Source organism: Maritimibacter fusiformis (genome assembly GCF_008086115.1).
Lineage (GTDB): Bacteria > Pseudomonadota > Alphaproteobacteria > Rhodobacterales > Rhodobacteraceae > Muriiphilus > Muriiphilus fusiformis.
On the sequence record NZ_VSIY01000006.1, the window covers coordinates 28,035 to 49,497 of the forward strand.

A 21,463-nucleotide genomic window follows, 5' to 3' on the forward strand; every position below is an offset into this window, starting at 1 on the left:
GGGGCGTCGGTGTTTTTCATGGGGCGTTTTCGCCCCGGTGGTGCCGAGGTCATCCGCGCAGCGCGCGCGCGACCAGCGAGGCCACGAACAGCACCAGAAAAATCACGAACAGGATCTGCGCGATGCCGGCCGAGGTGCCGGCGATCCCGCCGAATCCGAAAACCGCTGCGATCAGCGCGATGACCAGGAAAGTGACGGCCCATCCAAGCATGGTTAAGTCCTCCGGTTGTTTCTCGCCCCCGCTGCGGGGGCCTGCCGGGTCAACCGGCGGCGGGCCGAAAGGTTCCGCGCCGGCCGGATCAGCGTGACCTGAGCGCCGAAATGAGCTCGTCCTTGGTCATGTCCGAACGGCCCTCGATCTCAAGTTCTCGGGCGCGGTCGTAAAGCTCGTCGCGGGTCCAGTCCTCGTAGGGCGCGGACTTGCCGCCCTTGCGGCCCGGGTGTTGCGAGGGGTTGGCCTGGGCATTGGCGATGCGGGCGGCCTTTTCCTTGCTCGCGCCCTCGTCGCGCAGCGCCTGGTAGGTGTCGTCCTTCTTGATGGTGGGTCCGTGGTCCTTGGTCATCGAATATCTCCTCCGGTCGATGGATACGGTGAAAAATGGCGGGTGGTCCGGGGAGGGGACCACCCGCCGAGACGGGACAGGGACGTGTCCAGCGGGAAACGCCGGGAACAGGGCGTTTCTGTGGGTTTGAACCCGCCAGGGGCGAAAAGGTTCCCGCCACCGGGAATAAATTTCTCGGCCCCGGGCGGCGATCGAATGGAACCACGGGTGCGGTCGGGCGTTGACAGGGCATACGACACCTGAACCGAAAAGGAGGCATGTCATGAACTGGGACACCATCAAGGGCAACTGGAAGGAATGGCAAGGCAAGCTGCGCGAGCAGTATGGCGAGCTGACCGACGACGAACTGGCCCAGACCAAGGGCGAGCGCGAGCAGGTCGAGGGCCTGATCCAGCAGAAATACGGCAAGACAAAGGAACAGGTCCGCGAAGAGCTCGACCGCTGGACGAGCTGACGCCGGCCCGGCGTTCAGACCGGAAAACGAAGGCGCCCGCCGTGGAAACGGCGGGCGTTTTTCGTGTCGTGTCAGCGGGTTGTTGCCGGGCTGGCAGGTTTTTGCCGGGCCGTGCCACTGGTCTGGAACCTATCGCATCGGTGCCGGTTGTCCGGGTCCAAGGGCGCGAATGAGCGCCGTCACAAATTGGCATAACGACCCCAGGAGGACACCATGCCCATGCGAAACATTCTGTTGACCGCAAGCGCGCTGACGCTTGCCGCAGTTCCCGCCAGCGCCGATTTCAGCGCCCAGGCGATGACCGATCTGAACCTGCGCGCCGGTCCCGGCCCGCAATACGAGATCATCGGCGTCATCAAGGGCGAGGACACCGCCTTCGTCGAGGGCTGTCTGGAAACCGCCGACTGGTGCCGGGTGAGCTATGACGGCACCGAAGGCTGGGCCTACGGCGCCTATCTGACCGAGACCATGGACGCGCCGGAGCCGATCGTCTCGACCGAGGCGCGCACCAGCGTCGGCACCGTCACCTACGAGGGCGGCGACACCGCGGGCGCGGCTGCCGCAGGCGGGGTTGCCGGGGCGATCATCGGCGGCATGATCCTTGGCGGACCGCTGGGCGCCGCCGCCGGCGCCGTGCTGGGCAGCGCCGCCGGCGCCACCGCCGAGGTTTCGACCACGACCGTGACCTATGTGCGCGAGAACGCGCTCGAGCCGGTCTATCTGGAAGGCGAGGTTGTCACCGGCGCGGCGCTGCCCGACGTGGTGACGCTGGCCGAGATCCCGGACGACACCTATGCCTATGCCTATGTGAACGGGCTGCCGGTGATCGTCGATCCGGAAACCCGGGTGATCGTGCACGTGGTGCGCTGACACCGCGCGCATTCCGAAAACCTGCACCCCGCCGGCCCGGTCCGGCGGGGTTTCGCGTCTTGTGGCCGGTCGGCGCCGGCGATGGCGTGGAACCGATGCCCACACCCCGGCGTTGCCCCTTCATGACAGCGCCCGCCGCCCGCCCCCCAGCCGATCCCGTCCTGCGCCTCAGCGCCGCGGTCCTTGCCACGCTGGCGGTGCTGGTGGCGCTGAAGCTGGCGGGCAACATCGTGGCGCCGCTGGCGACCGCGCTGGTCGGGGGGGTGATGCTGGGGCCGCTGGTCGACCGGCTGGAGCGGCTGAGCGTCCCGCCGACCCTGGCCGCCACCCTGGTGATGGTCGCGGGGGCCTTGTTCCTCGCCTCGCTCGCCTTCCTGGTCGAGCCCTATTTCTGGCAGTTGATCGACCAGATCCCGCGCATCAAGTGGGAATTGCTCAAGCTCCTGCGCGAATACCGCGACCTGATCCAGAGTTTCGGCAACGTCAACGACGAGGTGGCGCGCGCCCTGGGCGATGTGTCGCCACAGCGCGAAGACGCCTCAGCCGAGATTCCCACCCTGATGGATGCGCTGTTTCTTGCCCCGGCGATCCTGGCGCAGATCGCGATCTTTCTCGGGGGGCTGTTCTTTTTCCTGCTGACGCGGCGCTCGATCTATCGCTGGCTGGCAGCACGGATCGGCGCGGCCCGTGGCGGTGGCGATGCCGTGGCCACCGCCCGGCGGGTAAGCGAAACCGAGGCGCTGATCTCGCGCTATTTCCTGACCATCACCATCATCAACACCGGCCTCGGCCTGGCGGTCGCCGGTGCGCTGACCCTGATCGGCCTGCCCGGTGCCGTCGCCTGGGGAGCAGCCGCGATGATGCTGAATTTCGTGCTCTATCTCGGCCCGGCCACGATGGCGGGGGCCTTGCTGCTGGCCGGGCTGATGGCGTTCGACGGCGCGCTCAGCCTCGCGCCGCCGGCGGCCTACCTGGCGCTCAACCTGATCGAGGCGCAGTTCACGACACCGGCGCTGGTCGGGCGGCGGATCGCGATCAATCCCCTGATGATCTTCGTCGCGCTGGTGTTCTGGCTGTGGCTCTGGGGTCCGATCGGCGGGGTCATCGCCATTCCGATCCTGGTGATCGTGATGAAAACCTTCGAGATCTTCACCGATCGCCCGGCCGGCGAGGATGCGGAAACCTGACGGTCTGGTGGGGCGGCGGTCGCCCCCCGCCGCGGGAGGGGAGGAGGGGAAGAGTGGGGCGGGGGGCGATGTGGGAACCTTCCGGTTCCCGTGTGTGAACCCGGGCCAGCCACGATCTGTTCCAGCGCGATGAAATTTTTTTCGCCCCGGTTGTTCGTTTGGGCGCGCGGGGCGCGCCTCCGGGGCGGCATGTTCCGGCCGAAATCGCCAAAAACATGAGGAGATTTCGCCACGTCAACGGAACACGACCGCGCCGCAGGTGTTCTTTCCCCAGAGCCGCGGGGCGCTGGTCCCCGCCGAATGCACCCAAGACGGAGGACGCCATGAAACACCTTCTGACGACAACCGCCATCACCCTGTTGACCGCCCTGCCGCTGCAGGCCGAAAGCCATGCCGGCGCCGACATGACATCGGGCGCGAGCGTGTCGGTGGACGACCGCAACCTCAGCGTTTCGAGCCTGATGCAGGCCAAGGTCTACATGCCCGAGAATTACACGATGGACACCGACGAAATCACCGCAGTGCCGCGCGTCTGGGACGCGATCGGCACGGTCGAGCAGGTTCTTGTCGACGAAAACGATGAGGTCGCCATGCTCGTGGTCGCGCCCTCGGACGATGTCGAGGCCGGGGCCGAGCGGGTCGCGATCGACGCCGCCGAGCTGGACCTGATGACGGTCCGGGGCGACGAGACGCAGATCGTCGCGGTCTATACCGGCGGCATGGACGGCTTTGCCGACGCGGTCGCGTTCGAGGAGGCGTCGGTCGACGACATGGGCCTGAAGCCGGCAGGCGAGGCCACCGATCTGTCCGAAGACCTTGCCGCGACAGCCGAGGATATCGGCAACGCGACCGCTGAGGCCGCCGACGACTTCGGCGACGCCACCGCCGATGCCGCGGACGCGGTCGGAGAGGCGGCCGGCGATGCGGCCCGTGCCACCGAGGAGGCGGCGAGCGACATGGCCGCGGCCACCGAAGAGGCCGCCAGCGATCTGGCCCGCGACATCGGGATCGACCCGGCGACCCTGACCGCCGAGGATCTTGACGGCGCCACGGTCTATGAGCCTTCGGGCGATTCCGTCGGCGAGATTTCCGAGATCGTCGTGGCCCAGGATGGCGAGATCGACACGGTCGTGATCGACGTCGGCGGCTTCCTCGGGATCGGTGAAAAGCCGGTTGCCCTGTCGTTCGACGAACTCGAGATCACCCAGGGTCAGGGTCTGGCCGAGCTGCGGGTCGAGATCGACCACAGCCAGGACGAACTGGAGGCGATGGAGACCTGGAACGGGTAATCCCACGCCACTGACCTGATGCAACCGTCGCGGGGGCCGTCCATTCGGGCGGCCCCTTCGCGTTCGGGACTTGCGGGAACCAAACCGCGGTATCCGGGTTGGTTCGATACCGGATTGCGAGGTTGGAGGGGCGATGTTCGAGACATTGAAAACCGAGATCACCACGATGGGCAGCCTGCCCTGGGAAGTGGTGGCGCTGCGCATGGCGGGGGCGGTGCTGTTGTGCGGCCTGATCGGCTATGAGCGGGAAAGCGCCAATCGCCCGGCGGGGCTGCGCACCCACATGCTGGTGGGCATGGCCTCGGCGGTCTATTGCGTTCTGATGCTGGAACTGGTCGACCGGGCCGGCGACTATCCCGATCCGGTGCGGGTCGATCCGATCCGGGTGATCGAGGCGCTGACCAGCGGTGTCGCCTTTCTGGCTGCCGGGATGATCGTGTTCTCGAACGGCAAGGTGCGCGGGCTGACCACGGGCGCGAGCCTGTGGCTGGCCGCCGCCGTCGGCCTGGCCTGCGGGCTGGGGTTGTGGGGCGTGGCGCTGATCACCACCTTTCCCGCCATCGTCATCACCGGCCTGCTCAAGGTGGTCGAGGACAAGGCGCCGCCGACGCAAAGCTCCGAGTGACCCCGGGCGCTCAGACCGAGCGCACCCAGTCCAGCAGGTCGTCGAGCGACAAGGGCTTGGGCAGACGCGCGGCGCCGGGAAACCGCGCGAAGATCTCCGATCCGGCATATTCATAGCCGCTCAGAAACAGGATCGGCGCATGGCCGTCCAGCATCGCGGCGACCGGCTCGCTGGTGAGGCTCTCGCCCAGGTTCACGTCCAGAACGGCGCAATCCGGCATTGCATCCGACACCGCGCGCATCGCCGCCTCGACGGTGTGAAATGGGCCGATCACGGCGTGGCCCTCCTCCTCGATGGTCTGGGCCAGGTCCATCGCGACGATCACCTCGTCATCCAGCACGAGAACCCGTTTCGGCGTGCTCATGTCGGTGCCTGTCTGTCGCTGGCGGCATTGACCACGACGCGCAGCCCGTCGGATTCGAACTCGGTCGTCACCGTGGCGCCAAGCTCGGCCCCCAGCACCTTGTCGAGAAGGAAAGACCCGAACCCGGTGCGCGTGGGCGCCTCGACCGACGGGCCGCCAATTTCCTTCCAGACCAGCCGCGACAGCGCGCCCCTGGCGGCACGGATCGAGATTTCGACCCGGCCCCCGTCAACCGACAGCGCGCCATATTTCGCGGCGTTGGTGGCCAGTTCGTGCAGCGCCAGCCCGAAGGACATGACCTGCGCCGGGTTCAGCCGCACATCGTCGCCGGTGATGGTCACGCGGTCGGACGTTTCGTTGTCATAAGGCATGATCTCGTTTCGGATCAGGGTGGTCAGCCACTGCCCGCTCCAGTTGTCGCGGGTCAGCGCGTCGTGGCTGCGCGCGATCGCCGCCAGCCGGTCCTGGAGCGAGGCGACCAGGGCCGCCTTGTCCTCGCTGTGGCGGGCGGTGAAGCGGGCGACCGATTGCACCGTGGCCAGCGTATTCTTTACCCGGTGCTGCAACTCGGCGATCAGCAGGGCCTGGCGGTCCTCGGCGGCCCGCTGTTCGGTCACGTCCTGCACGGATTTGCCCACGGCGCGCATCTCGCCATCGACCTCGATGGGAAAGAAATTGTGCACGAGGATACGCTCCTGCCCCGGAAAGGCCGGGGTGGGGGTGCGCACCTCGTAGCCCAGGATCGGCTGGCCGGTGCGGCGGATTTCCGCGACCGGATCGGGGTGGAACACGCCGTCGGGCACCACCTCCTGCGGACGTTTGCCGATATGGTCGCAGGCGGGGATGCCGAACAGGGCGGCAAAGGCCGGGTTGACCCTGATCCAGCGCCGCTCGAGGTCGAGCATCGCCAGCCCGACCGGCGTGTTGTCGAAAAACGCCTGGTGCTGGGCCAGCGCCTCGCGCAGCTGCTCCTCGGCGGCGAGGCGCTGGGTGATGTCGATGGCCGAGGGAATGATGCACGAGACGCTGCCGTCGGCCTCGATCACCGGCACGAGCTGGAAGTCGATCACGATATGCGCGCCGCCCGCCACCCGCACTTCGGCGTCATAGCGCACGGTTTCGCCGCGCGCCGCCTCGGCCACCGCGGCTTTCAGGCGGGTCTGGCTGTCCTCGCTCCAGCTCCACCAGTAGGCGTCCCAGAATTTCCGGCCGATCACGTCCTCGGGCTTCAGCCCGGCGGCGGAAAGCGCGGTCTCGTTGGCCTCGGTCAGGGTGCCGTCCGGGGTCAGCATTCCGACGAAGGCGGCCAGGCTGTCCTGAAGCGTTTGCAACCGGTTGCGCGCCCGGTCGGCGGACTGGCGGGCCGCGACCTCGTCGGTGATCTCGAAGGCAAAGCGCATCACGCCGGTAATCCGGCCCTGTTCGTCACGGTCCGGTTGCAGCACCTGGCGGAAGTGGCGGATCACCGCCGGCCGGTCCGGGGCGGGGGCGATCTCGACCGGCAGCTCGGTGGCCTCGGCGGCCTCGCCGGTGGCGCGCACCCGGTCGAACTGGGCGAGGATCTCGGGCGTGGCGAACTCCGGCATCGCCTCGACCAGCGGCTTGCCCAGCCGATCGGCGGGGCCGGGCAGGTGATCGTGCAGCGCGTTGCAATAGGTGACGCGGTGATCCTTGCCTTCGTGCAGGGAAATCAAGGCCGGCGCGGTATCGAGTATGCCGGCCAGCCGGGCGCGGGTTTCATGGTCCGACAGGCAATGGTCGGCATCTTGCGCGGGTCGCGTGGTCATCGTCATCCCCGATCCGAGAGAGCACGAGACGCAAGATTAGCCAAAGCGCCGTCGCAAGAAAAGCCTTTTGCGGCATGACGTTGAGAAATGGAGGCACACCGCCGCGGAACAATTGCGCCGATCCGGCGTTGCCCATCATAATGGGCAGATTTTGCCATGCGGTCGGGAAGGGGATCGAGCGTGCAACAGGTCAATACAAACCCGTGGGGCGGCGGGTCGGCGGACGCATGACGGCGCCGGGCGACACGCAGGACGGCAGGCCGCCACTGGCCGATCCCGGCGCGGAGCCGCCGGAACCGGGGCCGCACCGCAGCCTGCTGGCGATGGTCGCGCTGTTTCTGACCGTGGCGATCCTGCCGGTCGGGCTGATCGCCGTGTCCAAGGTGCGCGAAGTGCGCGAACGGGTCGAGATCTCGCAATATGAACAGATCAGAACCCTGACCGCCCGCGCCGTGCAGCCCGAACGCGACGCGATCACCGCCGCCTTCGGGCTGGCCAAGGGTCTGGCCTCGGCGGTGGCGCTGCTCGATCCCGACGAGGCGCGCTGTTCGCAGATCATGGCGCAGAGCACCTTTTCCATCCCCGACCTGCTGTTCGTCGGCTTCGTGCGCGAGGGCGGCTGGTCGCGCTGCAACAACCTGGGCCGGACCTTCGATTTCACCGACCAGCCGCAGACCCGCGAATTGTTCGACAACAAGAAACCCAAGGTCATGTTCACCCCGGCGGGCGGGGCCTCGGGGCGGGCGGTGGTGATCGTCGCCCAGCCGGTGAACGCGCCCGACGACAGCTTTCTCGGCTTCATCTCGCTGTCGCTGCCGGTCACCTCGATGGCGGCGGCGCGCGAACGTCACAGCATTCCCGACGCGCTTGACCTCGTGACCTTCAACGACACCGGCGAAGTGCTGACGGCGGACATGATGAACCAGCCGCTGGCCGACGTGCTGCCGCGCGGGCTGGCGCTGGAGACACTGGGCGAACTGGCGCCCAAGAGCTTTGCCACCGAGACGGAGGCCGGCGAACGGCGGCTGTTCCTGGTCACCACGATCTATCCGGGCCGGGCCTTCGCGCTGGCCAGTTTCAGCCCCGAGCGCGGTGTCCTGACGCCCGGTTCGCCCGAGCGCACCACCATCGTGACCACGTTGGCGATGTGGCTGGCGGGGGTCGTCGTGGCGCTGATCGGGTTCTACCTCCTGGCGGTGCGGCCGCTCGAGACGCTGGGCACGCGGATGCGGCACTTTGCCGGCGGGCGGCGGGTGCTGGAAGATGTCGACCGCCCCAGCGCCTTGCGCGAATTCGAGACCATCAACCGCACCTTCGTGCAGATGGCGCGCAAGATCATCCGCGACGAGGCCGACCTCGAGAACGCGCTTTACGAGCGCGAGGCGCTGCTGCGCGAGGTGCACCACCGGGTCAAGAACAACCTGCAACTGATCAGCTCGATCCTGAACATGGAACAGCGCCAGACCGACACGCCCGAGGTGCGCCAGAAGCTTACCCGGCTGCAGGGGCGGCTGAGCGGGCTGGCCAGCGTCTACCGCGAACTCTACGAGTCCGAGACCTTTTCCAGCGTGCGCATCGACCGGCTGCTCGACGCGCTGCTGCGGCAATTGTCGCCATCCTCGGGCGACGGGGCGGACGGGGTGCGGATCAGCCTGTCGCTCGATCCGGTCACGCTGGTGCCCGACCAGGCGGCGCAACTGGCGCTGCTCAGCGTCGAGGCGTTCTCCAACGCGCTGGAGCACCACGCGCCGGATGCGGACGGGGTCAATGCCATCGCCGTCAATCTGCGCGACGGTCCCGACGACTGGGTGACGCTCGAGGTCGTCAATTCGGCCGCCGCGGCGCATGGCACGCCGACGCAGGTTTCGCTGGGCGCGCGCCTGATCGACGCCTTCGCGCTGCAACTGGGCGGCAGCGCCGAGCGTGACGCCTCGCCGGGGCGCTATTCGGTCACGGTGCGCTTCCGGCGCGCGGCCGCGTCGGACGACAGCGCCACGGTGTGACGGTCTGACGCGGGTCGGGTCGGGAACATCTGGGCGCGGCGGGGGTTGTCCTGTCAAGCGGCCCCGCCGAACCGGCTGGGGCTGGCCGACCAGACGGAGGACGACATGGCAACGAAATCCAAGAAGATCGCCCGCGACGCCAAGGAACGGGTCAAGGCCACGGTCAAGGATCTGGCCGACGAGACCGCCGAGATGGCGCGCGAGGAACTCGACGACGGCAAGGCCGCGCTGCGTGCCAAGGGGCGTGACTTGCGCGACGCCGCCGCCGACGAGATCGACGAAACCGGAGAGGCGGCACGCGACGCCGCCGGGCGTTTCGACGACGACGATTACCGCCACCGCGCCGCCGCCCACCTGGCGGATGCGCTGGACGGTCTGGCCGAGCGCCTGCGCCAGCGCGAGCCGGGGCAGATGCGCGCCGATGTCGAGGACTTCGCCCGCAAGAACCCCCTGCTTTTCTACGCCGGCGCGGCGCTGGGCGGCTTTGCGCTGGCGCGGCTGGCCAAGGCGACCGGGCGTGAAGGCGCGGACGCATCGGAGGAAGACCCGGACGAAGACTATCCCTTCCGCGACGACATCCCCGGCTACCCTGACCGCAAGGGCCGCGTCACCAACGGAGACGCGCGGCGATGAGCGCGCCGGGCGGCCAATCCCTGCTGGCCGATATCCTCGACCACCTCGGGCGGCTTCTGCGCCGCGAACTTGACCTGATCACCGCCGAGTTTCGCGCGGCGCTCGGGCGCGCCGGGGTGGCGCTGGGACTGCTTGCGCTGGCGGTTGCGCTGGCGCTGACCGGGTTCAATGCGCTGGTTGGCGCTGCGACTGCGGGGCTGGTGGCGCTGGGACTGGACCCCGGCTGGGCCGGCCTGATCGTCGGGCTTGTCCTCGTCGCCGTGGCCTGGGCCCTGGGCCGCAAGGCGTTGGGCGATCTCGACCGACTGAACCTCGTGCCACGGCGCAGCCGCGACAACCTGCGCCGTGATGCCGAGACCATCAAGGAGACACTGAAATGACCGACAGAAACGATCCCAAGAGCATCCAGGACATCGAACGCGACATCGCGCGCGAGCGTGCCGAACTGAGCGACAAGATCGAGCATCTGCGCGACGAATACTCGCCCGAGCGGCTGATCCAGTCCGCCGGCGAAACGCTGCGCCGTGAGGGCGCCGGGCTGGCGCGTGCCGCCGGACGCACCATGCGCGACCACCCGGTCGCAACGACCGTCACCGGCCTCGGTCTGGCGGCGCTGATCGTCGGCGCGACCGCCGCGGCGCGCAAGGAGCGTGGCGGGGCGTCGGGGTCCGATGACGGCTATGCCGGATCGCGCGCCAGCCTGCCCGACCTGCATGGCGACGAAGGTGGCCCGTCGGTGGGCGAGAGGATGAAAAGCCGCGCCGCGGAGATGCGCGCGGCGATCCACGAAGGCACCGAAGAGCTGTCGGAGGCGGCCCGCGAGCGGGTGCGCGCGGCCCGCGAGAAGGCCATCGAGGCCCAGCACAAGCTGGAACACCAGATCCGGCGCGGCGCCTCGGAAGCGCGCGACCAGGCCCGAGAACACCCGCTGGTCGCGGGCGCCCTGGCGCTGGCCATCGGCGCGGCGGTGGGGGCGGCGTTGCCGCGCACCCGGACCGAGGATGCCACCCTTGGCCGCACCCGCGACCGGCTGCTGGACGAGGCCGACCAGGTGCTGCGCGAGGAATTGCGCGCCCTGCGCGAAGCCGGTGAAGCGGCGCTGGCCGAGGGACGCGAAGCCGCCGCCTCGGTCTGGGAACGCCGCTGATCCCGACCCGTGGGCTTGGCAAACTCCGGCCGCTGTCTTAGGCAGGGCTCAAAGGAGTCTTGCCGATGTTCACCGGGATCATCACCGATGTGGGGCGTGTCGCCTCGGTCACGCGCCGGGGCGACATGCACGCGCGTATCGAAACCGCCTATGACACCGCCGGGATAGACATCGGGGCCTCGATCGCCTCGGACGGGGTTTGCCTGACCGTGGTCGATCTCGGCCCCGGCTGGTATGCCGTCGATATCTCCGCCGAGACGCTGGACAAGACCAATCTCGGGGCCTGGGACAAGGGCCGGCGGGTCAACCTCGAACGCGCTTTGAAGGTCGGGGATGAACTCGGCGGGCATATCGTGTCGGGCCATGTCGACGGGGTGGCCGAGGTGGTTTCCGTGATCGACGAGGGCGAGAGCACGCGGGTGCGCCTCATGGCCCCTGCCGCGCTGGCGCGGTTCATCGCGCCGAAGGGCTCGGTGGCGCTCAACGGCACGTCGCTCACGGTCAACGAGGTCGAGGGCGACAGCTTCGGCGTCAACCTGATCCCGCACACCAAGGAGGTGACGAACTGGGGCGAGATCACGGTGGGCGACAAGGTGAACCTGGAGATCGACACGCTGGCGCGCTATGTCGCGCGGCTGCACGAGACCGCGCGATAGGGGCAGCACCGGTCGCGGTGCTTTGACATATAGCGGCTTGCGCATATGATCCCTGGCAGCAGATCAGGGAGGCCCAGATGACACTCATTCGCCCGACCCGGCGCGACATCCTCAAGGTCGCCGCCGCAGCACCGGCGCTCGCCATGCCCGCCAGCGCCCGGGCCATGCTGGGGGCGCCCGAGGGCGGCAACCCGGCGCATTTCCGGTTTTCGCTGGGCGAGGCGCGGGTCAGCATCGTGTCGGACGGCTGGTTCGCGCAACCGATGAGCGGCATCGCGATCAACGCCCCCGAGGACGAGAAACTGGCCGCCATCGCCGCCAACTACATCGCGCCGGACGCCAATTACGCCCATACCAACCACGTCTATGTCGAGACCGGCGAGGCCCGGGTGCTGATCGACGTGGGCTCTGGCAGCCGGTTCCTGCCGACCGCGGGGCGGCTTGTCGCCAATCTCGAGGCGGCGGGGATCGACCCCTACGGTATCACCCACGTGGTCATCACCCACGCCCATCCCGATCACATCTGGGGCATCCGCGACGATTTCGACGAACCGCTGGTGCCGGATGCGGAGTATGTCATCGGGGCGGCGGAACATGCCTATTGGCTGCAAGACGGGCTGGTCGACCGGGTCGCACCGGAGGATCAGCAGTTCGTGGTCGGCGCGGTGAATTCGCTGAGCGCCGAGGGGGTCGAATGGACCCTGGCCGAAGACGGCGCCGAGGTCGCGCCGGGGGTGCGGCTGGTGGCCTCGCCGGGGCACACGGCGGGGCATATGTCGGTGATGATCACCTCGGGCGACGAGGCGCTTCTGGCCTTCGGCGACGCGCTGACCCATGCCTGGTTCAACTTCGACCACCCCGGCTGGGTGATCGCCGCGGACGCCGACCCCGAGGGGACGGTGGCAAGCCGCCTGCGCCTGCTCGACATGGCGGCGAGCGAGCGGATCGCGACGGTCGGCTATCACTTCCCGTTCCCGGGGGTCGGGCATGTGACGAAGATCGACGGGCGCTTTCGGTTCGTTCCGGCGCTTTGGCAGTTCTGAGATAATACCAGTTCAATACATATCTCTTGCGTGACCGCCGGGCACCGCCTATCACCTGCGCGAGAGGGGTGCGATGACCGGAGCCGTGGACAATACCGAAGCGCTGACCGCGATGCTGCGTCACGCCATGGCGGGCGAGGCCGGGCAGGGTGCGCTCTATCAACGGCTGGCCGCGGCCCTGTCGCGCGCCATCGCGGGCGGGCTGTTGGCCGACGGCGCGGCGCTGCCGTCCGAGCGTTGCCTGACCGAGGGGCTCGGCCTGTCGCGCGTCACCGTGCGCGCGGCGCTGGACCGGCTGGTCGAGCAGGGGCTGGTGCAGCGCCGGCAGGGCGCGCGCTCGGTGGTGCGCAGCCGGGTCGAGAAAACCCCGGAGCTGGCCAGCTTTTCCGAGGAAATGCGGGCGCGCGGGCGGGTTCCGTCGAGCCTGTGGATCGAGCGCAGCCGCGCCCCGGCGGAACTGTTCGAAAGCATGGCGCTGGGGCTTGAGCCGGGCGCCGAGGTGGCGCGGCTGTCACGGGTGCGGCTGGCCGACGACGTGCCGGTGGCGGTCGAGGTGGCGGCGGTGCCGGCCACGTTGTTGCCGGACCCCGAGGCGGTCGATGCGTCGCTTTACGCGGCGCTGCGCGCGCGGGGCCACGTGCCGCACCACGGCTTTCAGCGGGTGCGCGCGGAACTGGCCTCAAACGACGATGCCGCGCGCCTTGGGCTGGTGCCGGGGGCGCCGGTGCTGGCCTTCGAGCGGCGGGCGTTCCTGGCCGATGGCCGGGCGCTGGAGGTCACGCGAACCCGCTACAGCGGTGCCGCCTACGAATTCGCCACCCGTTTGAGCCTGTCGGATCAACACCAGAAACAGACCAGTTGAGGAACCCATGAAAGTCCTGATCTTCCCCGATGCCGAACGCGCCGTCGCGCGTGTCGCCGACACCATGTTGTCGCTGGTCCGCGCCAACCCCGAGGCGGTGCTGGGCCTAGCCACCGGCGGCACGATGGAGCCGGTCTATCGCGCCCTGATCGCGCGCGCGGCGGGGGTGAGTTTCGCCCGGGTCACGTCGTTCAACCTTGACGAATACGTCGGGCTGGCGCCGGATCATCCGCAATCCTACCACGCCTACATGCGCCACCACCTGTTCGATCATCTCGACACCGACCCGGCCCGCCTGCACCTGCCGCTGGGCAATGCCGACAGCCCCAACGCCGAGGCCGAACGCTATGACGCGACGATCGCGGCGGCGGGCGGGGTCGATCTGCAACTGCTCGGGCTGGGCGTCAACGGGCATATCGGCTTCAACGAGCCGGGGTCGAGCCTCGGCTCGCGCACCCGCACCAAGACCCTGACCCAGAAGACCCGCGACGACAACGCGCGGTTTTTCGGCGCCGACGAAGAGGTGCCGCACTATGCGATCACAATGGGTATCGCCACCATCATGGAGGCGCGCGAGGTCATGCTGCTGGCCACCGGGCCGCACAAGGCCCAGGCCGTCGCCAACACCGTGGAAGGCCCGGTCAGCACCTTCTGCCCGGCCTCGATGATTCAGTTTCACCGCCACGCAACGGTGGTGCTGGACGAAGAGGCGGCGGCGAAGCTCAAGCTGCGGGACTACTACCAGATCGTGCACCCGGACGGCGAAGAGGTGGACCTCGGCTGAGGCTCAGGATTTCAGCACCGAAACCGCCTGTTCGGCGGCCTGAATGCGGTCGTTGGACTGCGGCATCTGCTGCACCAGAAGGATGAACAGCAGATCGGCCAGCGCAAGCTGGGCATCGCGCGAGGTGATGGCCGAGGAGCGCGCCTTTTCCTCGTCCGCGACCACGAAAAGCTGGATATCGGCCAGCGCCGACAGCCGGTTGGGCTGCACCCCGGTGATCGAGATCACCCGCGCGCCCTTGGCGCGGGCCTGCTCGGCGATGCGCAGGGTTTCGAGGCTGGCGCCGGAATAGGACAGCGCGATCAGCACGTCGTCGGGGCCAAGCGCGGTGGCATTGGCGATCTGGATGTGGCTGTCGGCGTCGAACATCACCAGCGCGCCCAGTTTTTGCAGCTTGTAGCCGAAATCGCGCGCCACCAGTGACGAGGCGCCGACCCCGACCAGTTGCACCCGCCGGGCGGTGCCGATGGCATCGAGCGCCCGGCGCAGCGCGTGTTCGCCATTGGCCGCGACGGTCTGCTGCACCGAGTGGATTTTCGAGCCGATCAGCTTCTGGATCGTGGTGGCGTAGCTGTCGGAGGCGTCGATGGTGCCGTGCACCACGCCCGCGGGCACCGGCCAGGCCTGCGCGGTGGCCTGGCTGACCGCCAGCTTGAACTCCTGGTAGCCGCGAAACCCGAGCTTCTGGCAGAACTTGACCACGCCGGACTGGCTTCGCCCGGTGGCCTCGGCAAGGCTGGCCGAGGACATCTGGTAGGCGCGGTCGGGGTCGGACAGGACGAACTCGGCGATCTTGCGTTCACCGGCGGTAAAGCTGTCGATCTGGGCCTTGATGATGGTCAGCACGGACATGGGCGGCCTCGGTCTCGGGGGGGCGATGTGGATAGAATATTCCTGATTTCCGATCATTTGTGAATGGTGGATTTGTGTGCGGGGTTGGTTTTCGGGTCGGGTAGGTGGTTCGAGAGAAAGGATAAGCGGTGCTAAGACAGTTGGTTAGAGGGTGTTTATCATCTCATTTGACGCTGTCATCTCCAACCGCCTCGTCGTGAAGGAATAAAAAATACACAATCCCGTTGACAGAACGAATTTTCAATTCCACTCTCCCCGCAGATCGATTCAGGAGGTCCCGGGGGGATGACCGACGCCAAATCCATCGCCGATCTGCGCGGCCTCGTGTCCGAGGCGCGCAACCCGCGTTCGATGGATATCGACCTGATGCCGATCCCCGACCTCGTCGCGCTGATCAATGCCGAGGACAAGGGCGTGGCCCTGTCGGTCGAACGTGAACTGCCCCAGATCGCCCGCGCCGTCGCCCGGATCGAGGCCGCGTTTCGCGCCGGCGGGCGGCTGATCTATATCGGGGCGGGCACCAGCGGGCGGCTCGGCGTGCTCGATGCCTCGGAATGCCCGCCGACCTTTTCGGTGTCGCCCGACATGGTGGTGGGGCTGATCGCGGGCGGCGATACCGCGCTGCGCCATGCGGTCGAGGGGGCCGAGGATGACCCGGTGCAGGGCGCCGACGACCTGCGCGGCATCGGGCTGACCGACCGCGACGTGGTGGTCGGCATCGCAGTCAGCGGCAAGACGCCCTATGTGCTGGGCGCGCTCGATTACGCGCGCCGGACCGGCGCGGACACTGTGGCGCTGACCTGCAATCCCGGCTCGGAAATGTCGCGCCGGGCCGATATCACCATCGCGCCGGTGGTCGGGCCGGAGGTTCTGACCGGCTCGACCCGGCTGAAATCGGGCACGGCGCAGAAAATGGTGCTGAACATGCTGTCGACGGCGGCGATGATCCGCATCGGCAAGACCTATCAGAACCTGATGGTCGACCTGTCGATCTCGAACCAGAAGCTTACCACCCGCGCCATCGGCATCCTGTGCGAGACCACCGGCGTGTCCCCGCAGGAGGCCAAGCGACGGCTGGCCGAAAGCGGGCAGGACGTGAAGCTGGCGATCCTGATGACGCTGACCGGGCTTGACCGCGAGGCTTCGCAAGCCCGCCTCGATGCCGCGGGCGGCGTGTTGCGGCAGGCCATTGAAATGACGCGGGGCAGCTCCGCGCAACCGTGACCGGCCCGGCGGGCCGGTCGATCCACCTCGTCCAGAACTGGGAGTTCAAAATGAAACGTCAAATGACCAAATCGCTTACCGTCGCGGGCGTAGCGCTTGCCCTCGGCGGCACCGCGCTGACCACCCCGGCCTTTGCCGACACGCTCAAGGTGGCGTGGTCGCAGGACGCGACCGGGCTCGACCCGCACAAGCAGACCGCGTTTTCCTCGATCCGCTTTCTCGAACTGATGTATGAGCCGCTGGTGCGGCTCGACGAGAACGCCGACATCGCGCCCGCCGTGGCGGCAAGCTGGTCGTTCAACGATGACGCGACCGAGTTGACCATGATGCTCGACCCGAACGCGAAATTCCACAACGGCGCGGCTGTCACCGCGGCGGATGTGAAGGCCTCGTTCGAGCGTATCCTCGATGAGGCGACCAGTGCCGCGGCGCGCGCCAACTTCACCTCGATCGCCGCGATCGAGACGCCGGACGACGCCACCGTGGTGTTCAAGCTGTCCGAGCCGAACGTGCCGCTCCTGACCGCGATGGCCTCGGTCAACGCGGCGGTGGTGCCGGCGGCGGAGATCGAGGCGGGCAATATCGGCAACTCGGTTGTCGGCTCCGGCCCGTTCGTGTTCGGCGCCTGGAACCCGAACTCGAACGCCACGCTCACTGCCAACCCCGACTGGGCGGGCGGCGATGTGGCGATCGACGGGCTGGATATCTCGGTGCTGCCGGACGAGACCGCGATCCTGGCCGCGCTGCGCTCAAAGCAGGTCGACTTCGCGCTGCTCAACGACCCGTTCGTCGCCTCGCTGGTGCCGGATGTGGCCGGGCTGGAACTGGTGTCAAAGCCCGTGCTGTCCTACCACGTGCTGCAACTGAACCCGTCGCGCGGCGCGATGCAGGAGTTGGGCGTGCGCCAGGCGATTTCCTGTGCCGTCGACCGGCAGGACATCCTCGACACCGCGTTGCTGGGCGAGGGTGAAGTGACCGGCCCCCTGACAATGGCGGCCTACAAGACCCCCACGTCCGAACTGTTCTGCTACGAGCGTGATCTCGACAAGGCGCGGCAATTGCTGGCCGATGCGGGCTATGCCGACGGTTTCTCGGCCACGGTGATGGCCGCAACCGGCGAGCCGCCGACCGCCGCTGCCGAGGCGCAGGTGATCCAGTCGCAACTGGCCGAAGTGGGCATCGACCTCGACATCAAGATGATGGAGCTGAACGTCTATGTCGACGCCTGGCTGGCGGGCGATTTCGACATGGCGGTGGCGCTGAACGGCGGCAAGCCCGACCCGTTCACCATGTACAACCGCTACTGGACCAAGGACGGCAACCTGCAGCACGTCGCCAATTACATCGACGACGAGCTTGATACGCTGATGAACCAGGGCCGCGAGGAAACCGACCCGGCCAAGCGCAAGGAGATCTTCGCCAAGTTCGAAAAGCACCTGGCCGAAGTGTCGCCCTGGGTCTGGCTCTACACCGGCTACAGCTATGCCGCGCAGCAGGAGTTCGTGGACGGGTTCATGGCCACGCCGACCGGTTCGCTGTTCGGCCTCAGCGCCGTGTCGCTGGCGAAGTAAGCGCAAGGACGGAGACCCGGCATGTCCTATCCCCTCAGACGCCTTCTGGTGTTTCCGCTGGTGATGCTGGGCGTGTCGGTCTTCGTCTTCATCGCGATAAGGCTGGTGCCGGGTGACGCGATCACCGCGATGCTCGGCACCGAGTCCGGCCTGCTCACCCCCGCCCAACGCGAGGCGCTGACGGCCTATTTCGGGCTGGACCAGAACTGGTTCGTGCAGTTCTGGCGCTGGCTAAGCCGGGTGTTGCAGGGCGACCTCGGCATTTCCACGACCTACGGCAAGCCGGTGATGACCATCATCCTCGAGCATTTCCCGCTGACGCTGGAACTGGCGGTGCTGTCGATGCTGATCGCCATCGGGATCGGTCTGCCCGCCGGCATCTTTGCCGCCACCCGCAAGGACAAGCCGTCCGACATGGCGGTGCGGGTGATCGCGATGGTGGGGCAATCGACGCCGGGGTTCGTGGTCGGGCTGCTCCTGATTTTCGTGCTCTCGGTGGGCTTTGGCGTGCTGCCGCAGATGGGCACCTTCGTGCCGCTGACCGAGGGTATTTCGCGCAACCTGGCCCAGATGATCCTGCCCGCGCTGACGCTGGGCACGGCCTTTGCCGCCGCCGTGATCCGCATTTCACGCTCGGCGATGCTGGACATATTGCGCGAGGATTTCGTGCGCACCGCGCGCTCCAAGGGGTTGTCGCGCCGCCGGGTGATCTGGCGCCATGCGCTGCCGAATGCGCTGATCCCGGTGGTGACGCTGTCGGGGGTCGAGTTCGGTTATCTGTTGGGCGGGGCGGTTCTGGTCGAGCAGATTTTCGCGCTGCCGGGGCTGGGCCGGGTGGTGCTGGATGCGATCCAGCAACGTGATTACGCGCTGGTGCAAGGCTCGGTCCTGTTCATCGCCTTCAACTTCATGGTGGTCAATCTGCTGGTCGATCTGGCCTATGCAGCCCTTGATCCGCGTATCCGGTTCGAGACGAAATGATGGAGTTTTTGCGTGACATCGCGCGCCATCCGTCGGGGCGGATCGGGCTGATCATCGTGGTGGCATTCGTGCTTGCGGGCGCACTGGGTGAGGCCGGGGTGACACCTTACGGGCCGCTTGTGCAGGACCGCATCGCGCGCCTTCAGGCCCCGAGCGCGGCGCATTGGTTCGGCACCGACCTGTTTGGCCGCGACGTGCTCAGCCGGTTGATGGTGGGCATCTCGCAAAGCTTCATCGTCTCGTTTTCCTCGGTCGGGGTGGCGAGCGCTGCGGGCACGCTTCTGGGCCTTTCGGCGGCCTGGTATGGCGGGCTGTGGGACGGCATCGTGATGCGTTTCATGGATGTGCTGCTGGCCTTTCCCGCGATCCTTCTGGCGCTTTTGATCATCGCCATCTTCGGGCCGAGCGGCTGGACCTCGATCCTGGCCATCGCCATCGTCTACACGCCGATCTTCACCCGCGTGGTGCGCGGCCCGGCGCTGTCATTGAAGCACCGCGATTTCGTCGATGCCGCGCGCACCTTCGGCAGTTCGCGCCGCTATATCATGTCGCGCCACCTGGCCCTGAACCTGGTCGCGCCCCTGACGGTGCAGATCACGCTGGCGCTGGCCTGGGCGCTGGTGACCGAGGCGGGGCTGAGCTTTCTCGGCCTCGGCACCCAGCCGCCCAACGCATCATTGGGACTGATGCTGTCGGATGCGCGCAACCTGATGGAAATGGCGCCGTGGCTTTTGCTGGTGCCCGCCATCGCGCTGATGCTGGCGGTGCTGGGCTTCAACCTGCTGGGCGACGCGCTGCGCGACATCCTCGACCCCAAGACGCGGAGGGCGCTGGCATGACCGGGCTTTTGTCCGTGCGTGACCTGCGGGTCGGTTTCGGCGCGCATCCCGAGGACAACGAGGTTGTCCACGGCGTCAGCTTCGATCTTGGCCCCGGCGAGACGCTGGCGATCGTGGGCGAAAGCGGCTCGGGCAAGTCGGTGACCGCGATGGCGATCAACCGGCTGGTCGATTTCGGCGGCGGCAGGATCACCGGCGGGCAGATCGAGTTCGCCGCCGGCGACGGCAGCGTGTCGGACCTGGCGCGCGCCGAGGAGAACATGCTCGAAACCATCCGGGGCCGCGAGATCGGGATGATCTTTCAGGAGCCGATGACTTCGCTCAACCCGGTCCTGACGGTCGGCACCCAGATCGAGGAGGTGTTTCGCCTGCAACACGGCATGACGCGGGCCGATGCCCGCATTGCCGCGCGCGAGGCGTTGGAGCGGGTGCGCATCCCCGATGCCGCGCGCCGGCTGACCTATGCGCCGCACCAGTTGTCGGGCGGCATGCTGCAACGGGTGATGATCGCCATCGCGCTGGCGGGCAACCCGCGCCTGTTGATCGCGGACGAGCCGACCACGGCGCTGGACGTGACCATCCAGGCGCAGATCCTCGGCCTCCTGGCCGAGTTGAAGCGCGACACCGACACCGGCATGATCTTCATCACCCATGACATCGGGCTGGTCGCGGGCTTTGCCGACCGGGTGATGGTGATGCAGGAGGGGCGCGTGGTGGAACAGGGGCCGCTCGACAGGGTGCTGGATGCGCCGGAGCATCCCTATACCCGGCATCTCTTGGAGGCGGTGCCGCATTTCTCGGACGGCAAATCCGCCCGGCGCGACGGGGCGCGGGGCGGCGGGGCGCGGACGGCGCTGGATGTCGAGGGGCTGAGCGTGCGGTTCCCGGTGCGCTCGGGGCTCTTGAAACGCCACAGCGGCAATGTGCATGCCGTCGAGGGGGTGAGCTTCGACCTGATGCGCGGCGAGACGCTGGGGATCGTGGGCGAAAGCGGCTCGGGCAAATCGACCACGGCGCGGGCCATCCTCGGGCTGGAAACCCCGGCGCGGGGCCGGATCGAGACTGGTGACGCGGGCGAGGCCGGGCGGCCGGTGCAGATGGTGTTCCAGAACCCCAACGCATCGCTGAACCCGCGCCTGACTGTCGAGCAGATACTGGCCGAGCCTTACATCGCGGTGGGCCGCCGGATCGACGCCGATGCGCGGGCGCGCATGGCCGGGCTGCTGGAGCGGGTCGAGTTGCCCCAGGGCAGCCTCGCGCGCTATCCGCACGAGTTCTCCGGCGGCCAGCGCCAGCGGTTGTGCATCGCCCGCGCGCTGATGCTGAACCCGTCCGTGCTGGTGCTGGACGAGGCGGTTTCGGCGCTGGATGTCTCGGTGCAGGCGCGGGTGCTCGACCTGCTGGTCGATCTGCAAAAGGAGTTTCACCTCGCCTACCTGTTCGTGACGCATGACATGGCGGTGGTCGAGCGCATCGCGCACCGCATCGCCGTGGTCTTTGCCGGGCAGATCGTCGAGATCGGGCCGACCGCCGAGGTGCTGGCCAACCCGCGCCACAGCTACACCCGCCAACTGATCGCCGCTGTCCCGAGCCTTGAGCGGCGCCATTCCGCCTTTTCGGTCGATACCAGCGCCATCCCCTCGCTGGTGCGCCCGGTCGGGTGGGAGCCTGCGCCGGTGCCCTGGGCCGAGGCGGGCGCCGATCACCGGTTCCGGGCCGAGGGCTGAGC

At 67.9% G+C, this 21,463-nt stretch carries 23 protein-coding genes; 18 read left to right on the forward strand and 5 right to left on the reverse strand.

Annotation, left to right across the window (positions count from 1 at the left end):
- Positions 1-49: 49 nt before the first annotated feature.
- Together FVF75_RS09030 and FVF75_RS09035 are read right to left on the reverse strand one after the other, a co-directional pair.
- On the reverse strand, positions 50-211 hold the full coding sequence (locus tag FVF75_RS09030) for a DUF1328 domain-containing protein (protein ID WP_148377655.1): 162 nt from the start codon (positions 209-211) through the stop codon (positions 50-52).
- Positions 212-299: 88 nt separating this feature from the next.
- Positions 300-563, reverse strand: a complete 264-nt coding sequence (locus FVF75_RS09035; protein ID WP_148377656.1) for a DUF7218 family protein — start codon at positions 561-563, stop codon at positions 300-302.
- Between the two features lie 262 nt (positions 564-825).
- Between FVF75_RS09035 and FVF75_RS09040 the strand changes: the two genes are divergently transcribed.
- The 5 genes from FVF75_RS09040 (at position 826) to FVF75_RS09060 (ending at position 4,988) form a co-directional block, all read left to right on the forward strand.
- On the forward strand, positions 826-1,017 hold the full coding sequence (locus FVF75_RS09040; RefSeq protein ID WP_148377657.1) for a CsbD family protein: 192 nt from the start codon (positions 826-828) through the stop codon (positions 1,015-1,017).
- A 213-nt stretch (positions 1,018-1,230) separates the two neighbouring features.
- Positions 1,231-1,887: a DUF1236 domain-containing protein gene (locus FVF75_RS09045; protein WP_217353149.1), complete on the forward strand. Its 657-nt coding sequence runs from the start codon at positions 1,231-1,233 to the stop codon at positions 1,885-1,887.
- A 122-nt stretch (positions 1,888-2,009) separates the two neighbouring features.
- Positions 2,010-3,074 (forward strand): AI-2E family transporter, encoded by a 1,065-nt coding sequence (locus FVF75_RS09050; protein ID WP_148377658.1) that lies wholly within the window; start codon positions 2,010-2,012, stop codon positions 3,072-3,074.
- A 323-nt stretch (positions 3,075-3,397) separates the two neighbouring features.
- On the forward strand, positions 3,398-4,363 hold the full coding sequence (locus FVF75_RS09055) for a PRC-barrel domain-containing protein (protein ID WP_148377659.1): 966 nt from the start codon (positions 3,398-3,400) through the stop codon (positions 4,361-4,363).
- Positions 4,364-4,496: 133 nt separating this feature from the next.
- The gene (locus FVF75_RS09060) at positions 4,497-4,988 is read left to right on the forward strand and encodes an MgtC/SapB family protein (RefSeq protein WP_148377660.1); all 492 of its coding nucleotides are present in this window, start codon (positions 4,497-4,499) and stop codon (positions 4,986-4,988) included.
- Positions 4,989-4,998: 10 nt separating this feature from the next.
- On the opposite strand, the gene FVF75_RS09065 is transcribed toward FVF75_RS09060, so the two are convergent.
- On the reverse strand, positions 4,999-5,352 hold the full coding sequence (locus FVF75_RS09065) for a response regulator (RefSeq protein WP_148377661.1): 354 nt from the start codon (positions 5,350-5,352) through the stop codon (positions 4,999-5,001).
- Positions 5,349-7,139 (reverse strand): PAS domain-containing sensor histidine kinase, encoded by a 1,791-nt coding sequence (locus FVF75_RS09070; protein ID WP_187393027.1) that lies wholly within the window; start codon positions 7,137-7,139, stop codon positions 5,349-5,351. Before FVF75_RS09070 ends, FVF75_RS09065 begins: the two co-directional genes overlap by 4 nt.
- A 227-nt stretch (positions 7,140-7,366) precedes the next feature.
- Between FVF75_RS09070 and FVF75_RS09075 the strand changes: the two genes are divergently transcribed.
- The 8 genes from FVF75_RS09075 (at position 7,367) to nagB (ending at position 14,267) form a co-directional block, all read left to right on the forward strand.
- A complete protein-coding gene (locus FVF75_RS09075) occupies positions 7,367-9,142 on the forward strand; it encodes a sensor histidine kinase (protein ID WP_187393028.1) in 1,776 nt (591 codons plus the stop codon).
- 105 nt (positions 9,143-9,247) lie between these two features.
- Positions 9,248-9,775 (forward strand): hypothetical protein, encoded by a 528-nt coding sequence (locus FVF75_RS09080; protein ID WP_148377664.1) that lies wholly within the window; start codon positions 9,248-9,250, stop codon positions 9,773-9,775.
- The gene (locus FVF75_RS09085) at positions 9,772-10,155 is read left to right on the forward strand and encodes a phage holin family protein (protein WP_148377665.1); all 384 of its coding nucleotides are present in this window, start codon (positions 9,772-9,774) and stop codon (positions 10,153-10,155) included. Before FVF75_RS09080 ends, FVF75_RS09085 begins: the two co-directional genes overlap by 4 nt.
- Positions 10,152-10,922: a DUF3618 domain-containing protein gene (locus FVF75_RS09090; protein ID WP_148377666.1), complete on the forward strand. Its 771-nt coding sequence runs from the start codon at positions 10,152-10,154 to the stop codon at positions 10,920-10,922. Before FVF75_RS09085 ends, FVF75_RS09090 begins: the two co-directional genes overlap by 4 nt.
- Positions 10,923-10,987: 65 nt before the next feature.
- Positions 10,988-11,578: a riboflavin synthase gene (locus FVF75_RS09095; protein WP_148377667.1), complete on the forward strand. Its 591-nt coding sequence runs from the start codon at positions 10,988-10,990 to the stop codon at positions 11,576-11,578.
- A 77-nt stretch (positions 11,579-11,655) separates the two neighbouring features.
- Positions 11,656-12,621: an MBL fold metallo-hydrolase gene (locus FVF75_RS09100; RefSeq protein ID WP_148377668.1), complete on the forward strand. Its 966-nt coding sequence runs from the start codon at positions 11,656-11,658 to the stop codon at positions 12,619-12,621.
- Positions 12,622-12,694: 73 nt separating this feature from the next.
- Entirely contained in the window at positions 12,695-13,483 is a 789-nt protein-coding gene (locus FVF75_RS09105) for a GntR family transcriptional regulator (RefSeq protein ID WP_222861211.1), read from the forward strand.
- Positions 13,484-13,490: 7 nt separating this feature from the next.
- Positions 13,491-14,267 carry a glucosamine-6-phosphate deaminase gene (nagB, locus tag FVF75_RS09110; protein WP_148377669.1) on the forward strand — a complete coding sequence of 259 codons (777 nt, stop codon included), beginning with the start codon at positions 13,491-13,493 and terminating at the stop codon, positions 14,265-14,267.
- 3 nt (positions 14,268-14,270) lie between these two features.
- Here nagB and FVF75_RS09115 read toward each other — a convergent pair whose 3' ends face one another.
- Positions 14,271-15,119, reverse strand: a complete 849-nt coding sequence (locus FVF75_RS09115) for a MurR/RpiR family transcriptional regulator (protein ID WP_148377670.1) — start codon at positions 15,117-15,119, stop codon at positions 14,271-14,273.
- A gap of 285 nt (positions 15,120-15,404) precedes the next feature.
- On the opposite strand from FVF75_RS09115, the gene murQ reads away from it, so the two are divergent.
- From murQ to FVF75_RS09140, 5 genes are all read left to right on the forward strand, one after another.
- Entirely contained in the window at positions 15,405-16,343 is a 939-nt protein-coding gene (gene murQ / locus FVF75_RS09120; protein WP_148377671.1) for an N-acetylmuramic acid 6-phosphate etherase, read from the forward strand.
- Between the two features lie 62 nt (positions 16,344-16,405).
- A complete protein-coding gene (locus FVF75_RS09125; RefSeq protein WP_222861212.1) occupies positions 16,406-17,914 on the forward strand; it encodes an ABC transporter substrate-binding protein in 1,509 nt (502 codons plus the stop codon).
- 21 nt (positions 17,915-17,935) lie between these two features.
- Positions 17,936-18,895 (forward strand): ABC transporter permease, encoded by a 960-nt coding sequence (locus FVF75_RS09130; RefSeq protein WP_148377673.1) that lies wholly within the window; start codon positions 17,936-17,938, stop codon positions 18,893-18,895.
- Positions 18,895-19,734: an ABC transporter permease gene (locus tag FVF75_RS09135; RefSeq protein ID WP_148377674.1), complete on the forward strand. Its 840-nt coding sequence runs from the start codon at positions 18,895-18,897 to the stop codon at positions 19,732-19,734. Before FVF75_RS09130 ends, FVF75_RS09135 begins: the two co-directional genes overlap by 1 nt.
- Positions 19,731-21,461 (forward strand): ABC transporter ATP-binding protein, encoded by a 1,731-nt coding sequence (locus tag FVF75_RS09140; protein ID WP_148377675.1) that lies wholly within the window; start codon positions 19,731-19,733, stop codon positions 21,459-21,461. Before FVF75_RS09135 ends, FVF75_RS09140 begins: the two co-directional genes overlap by 4 nt.
- The last annotated feature ends 2 nt before the right edge of the window (positions 21,462-21,463 follow it).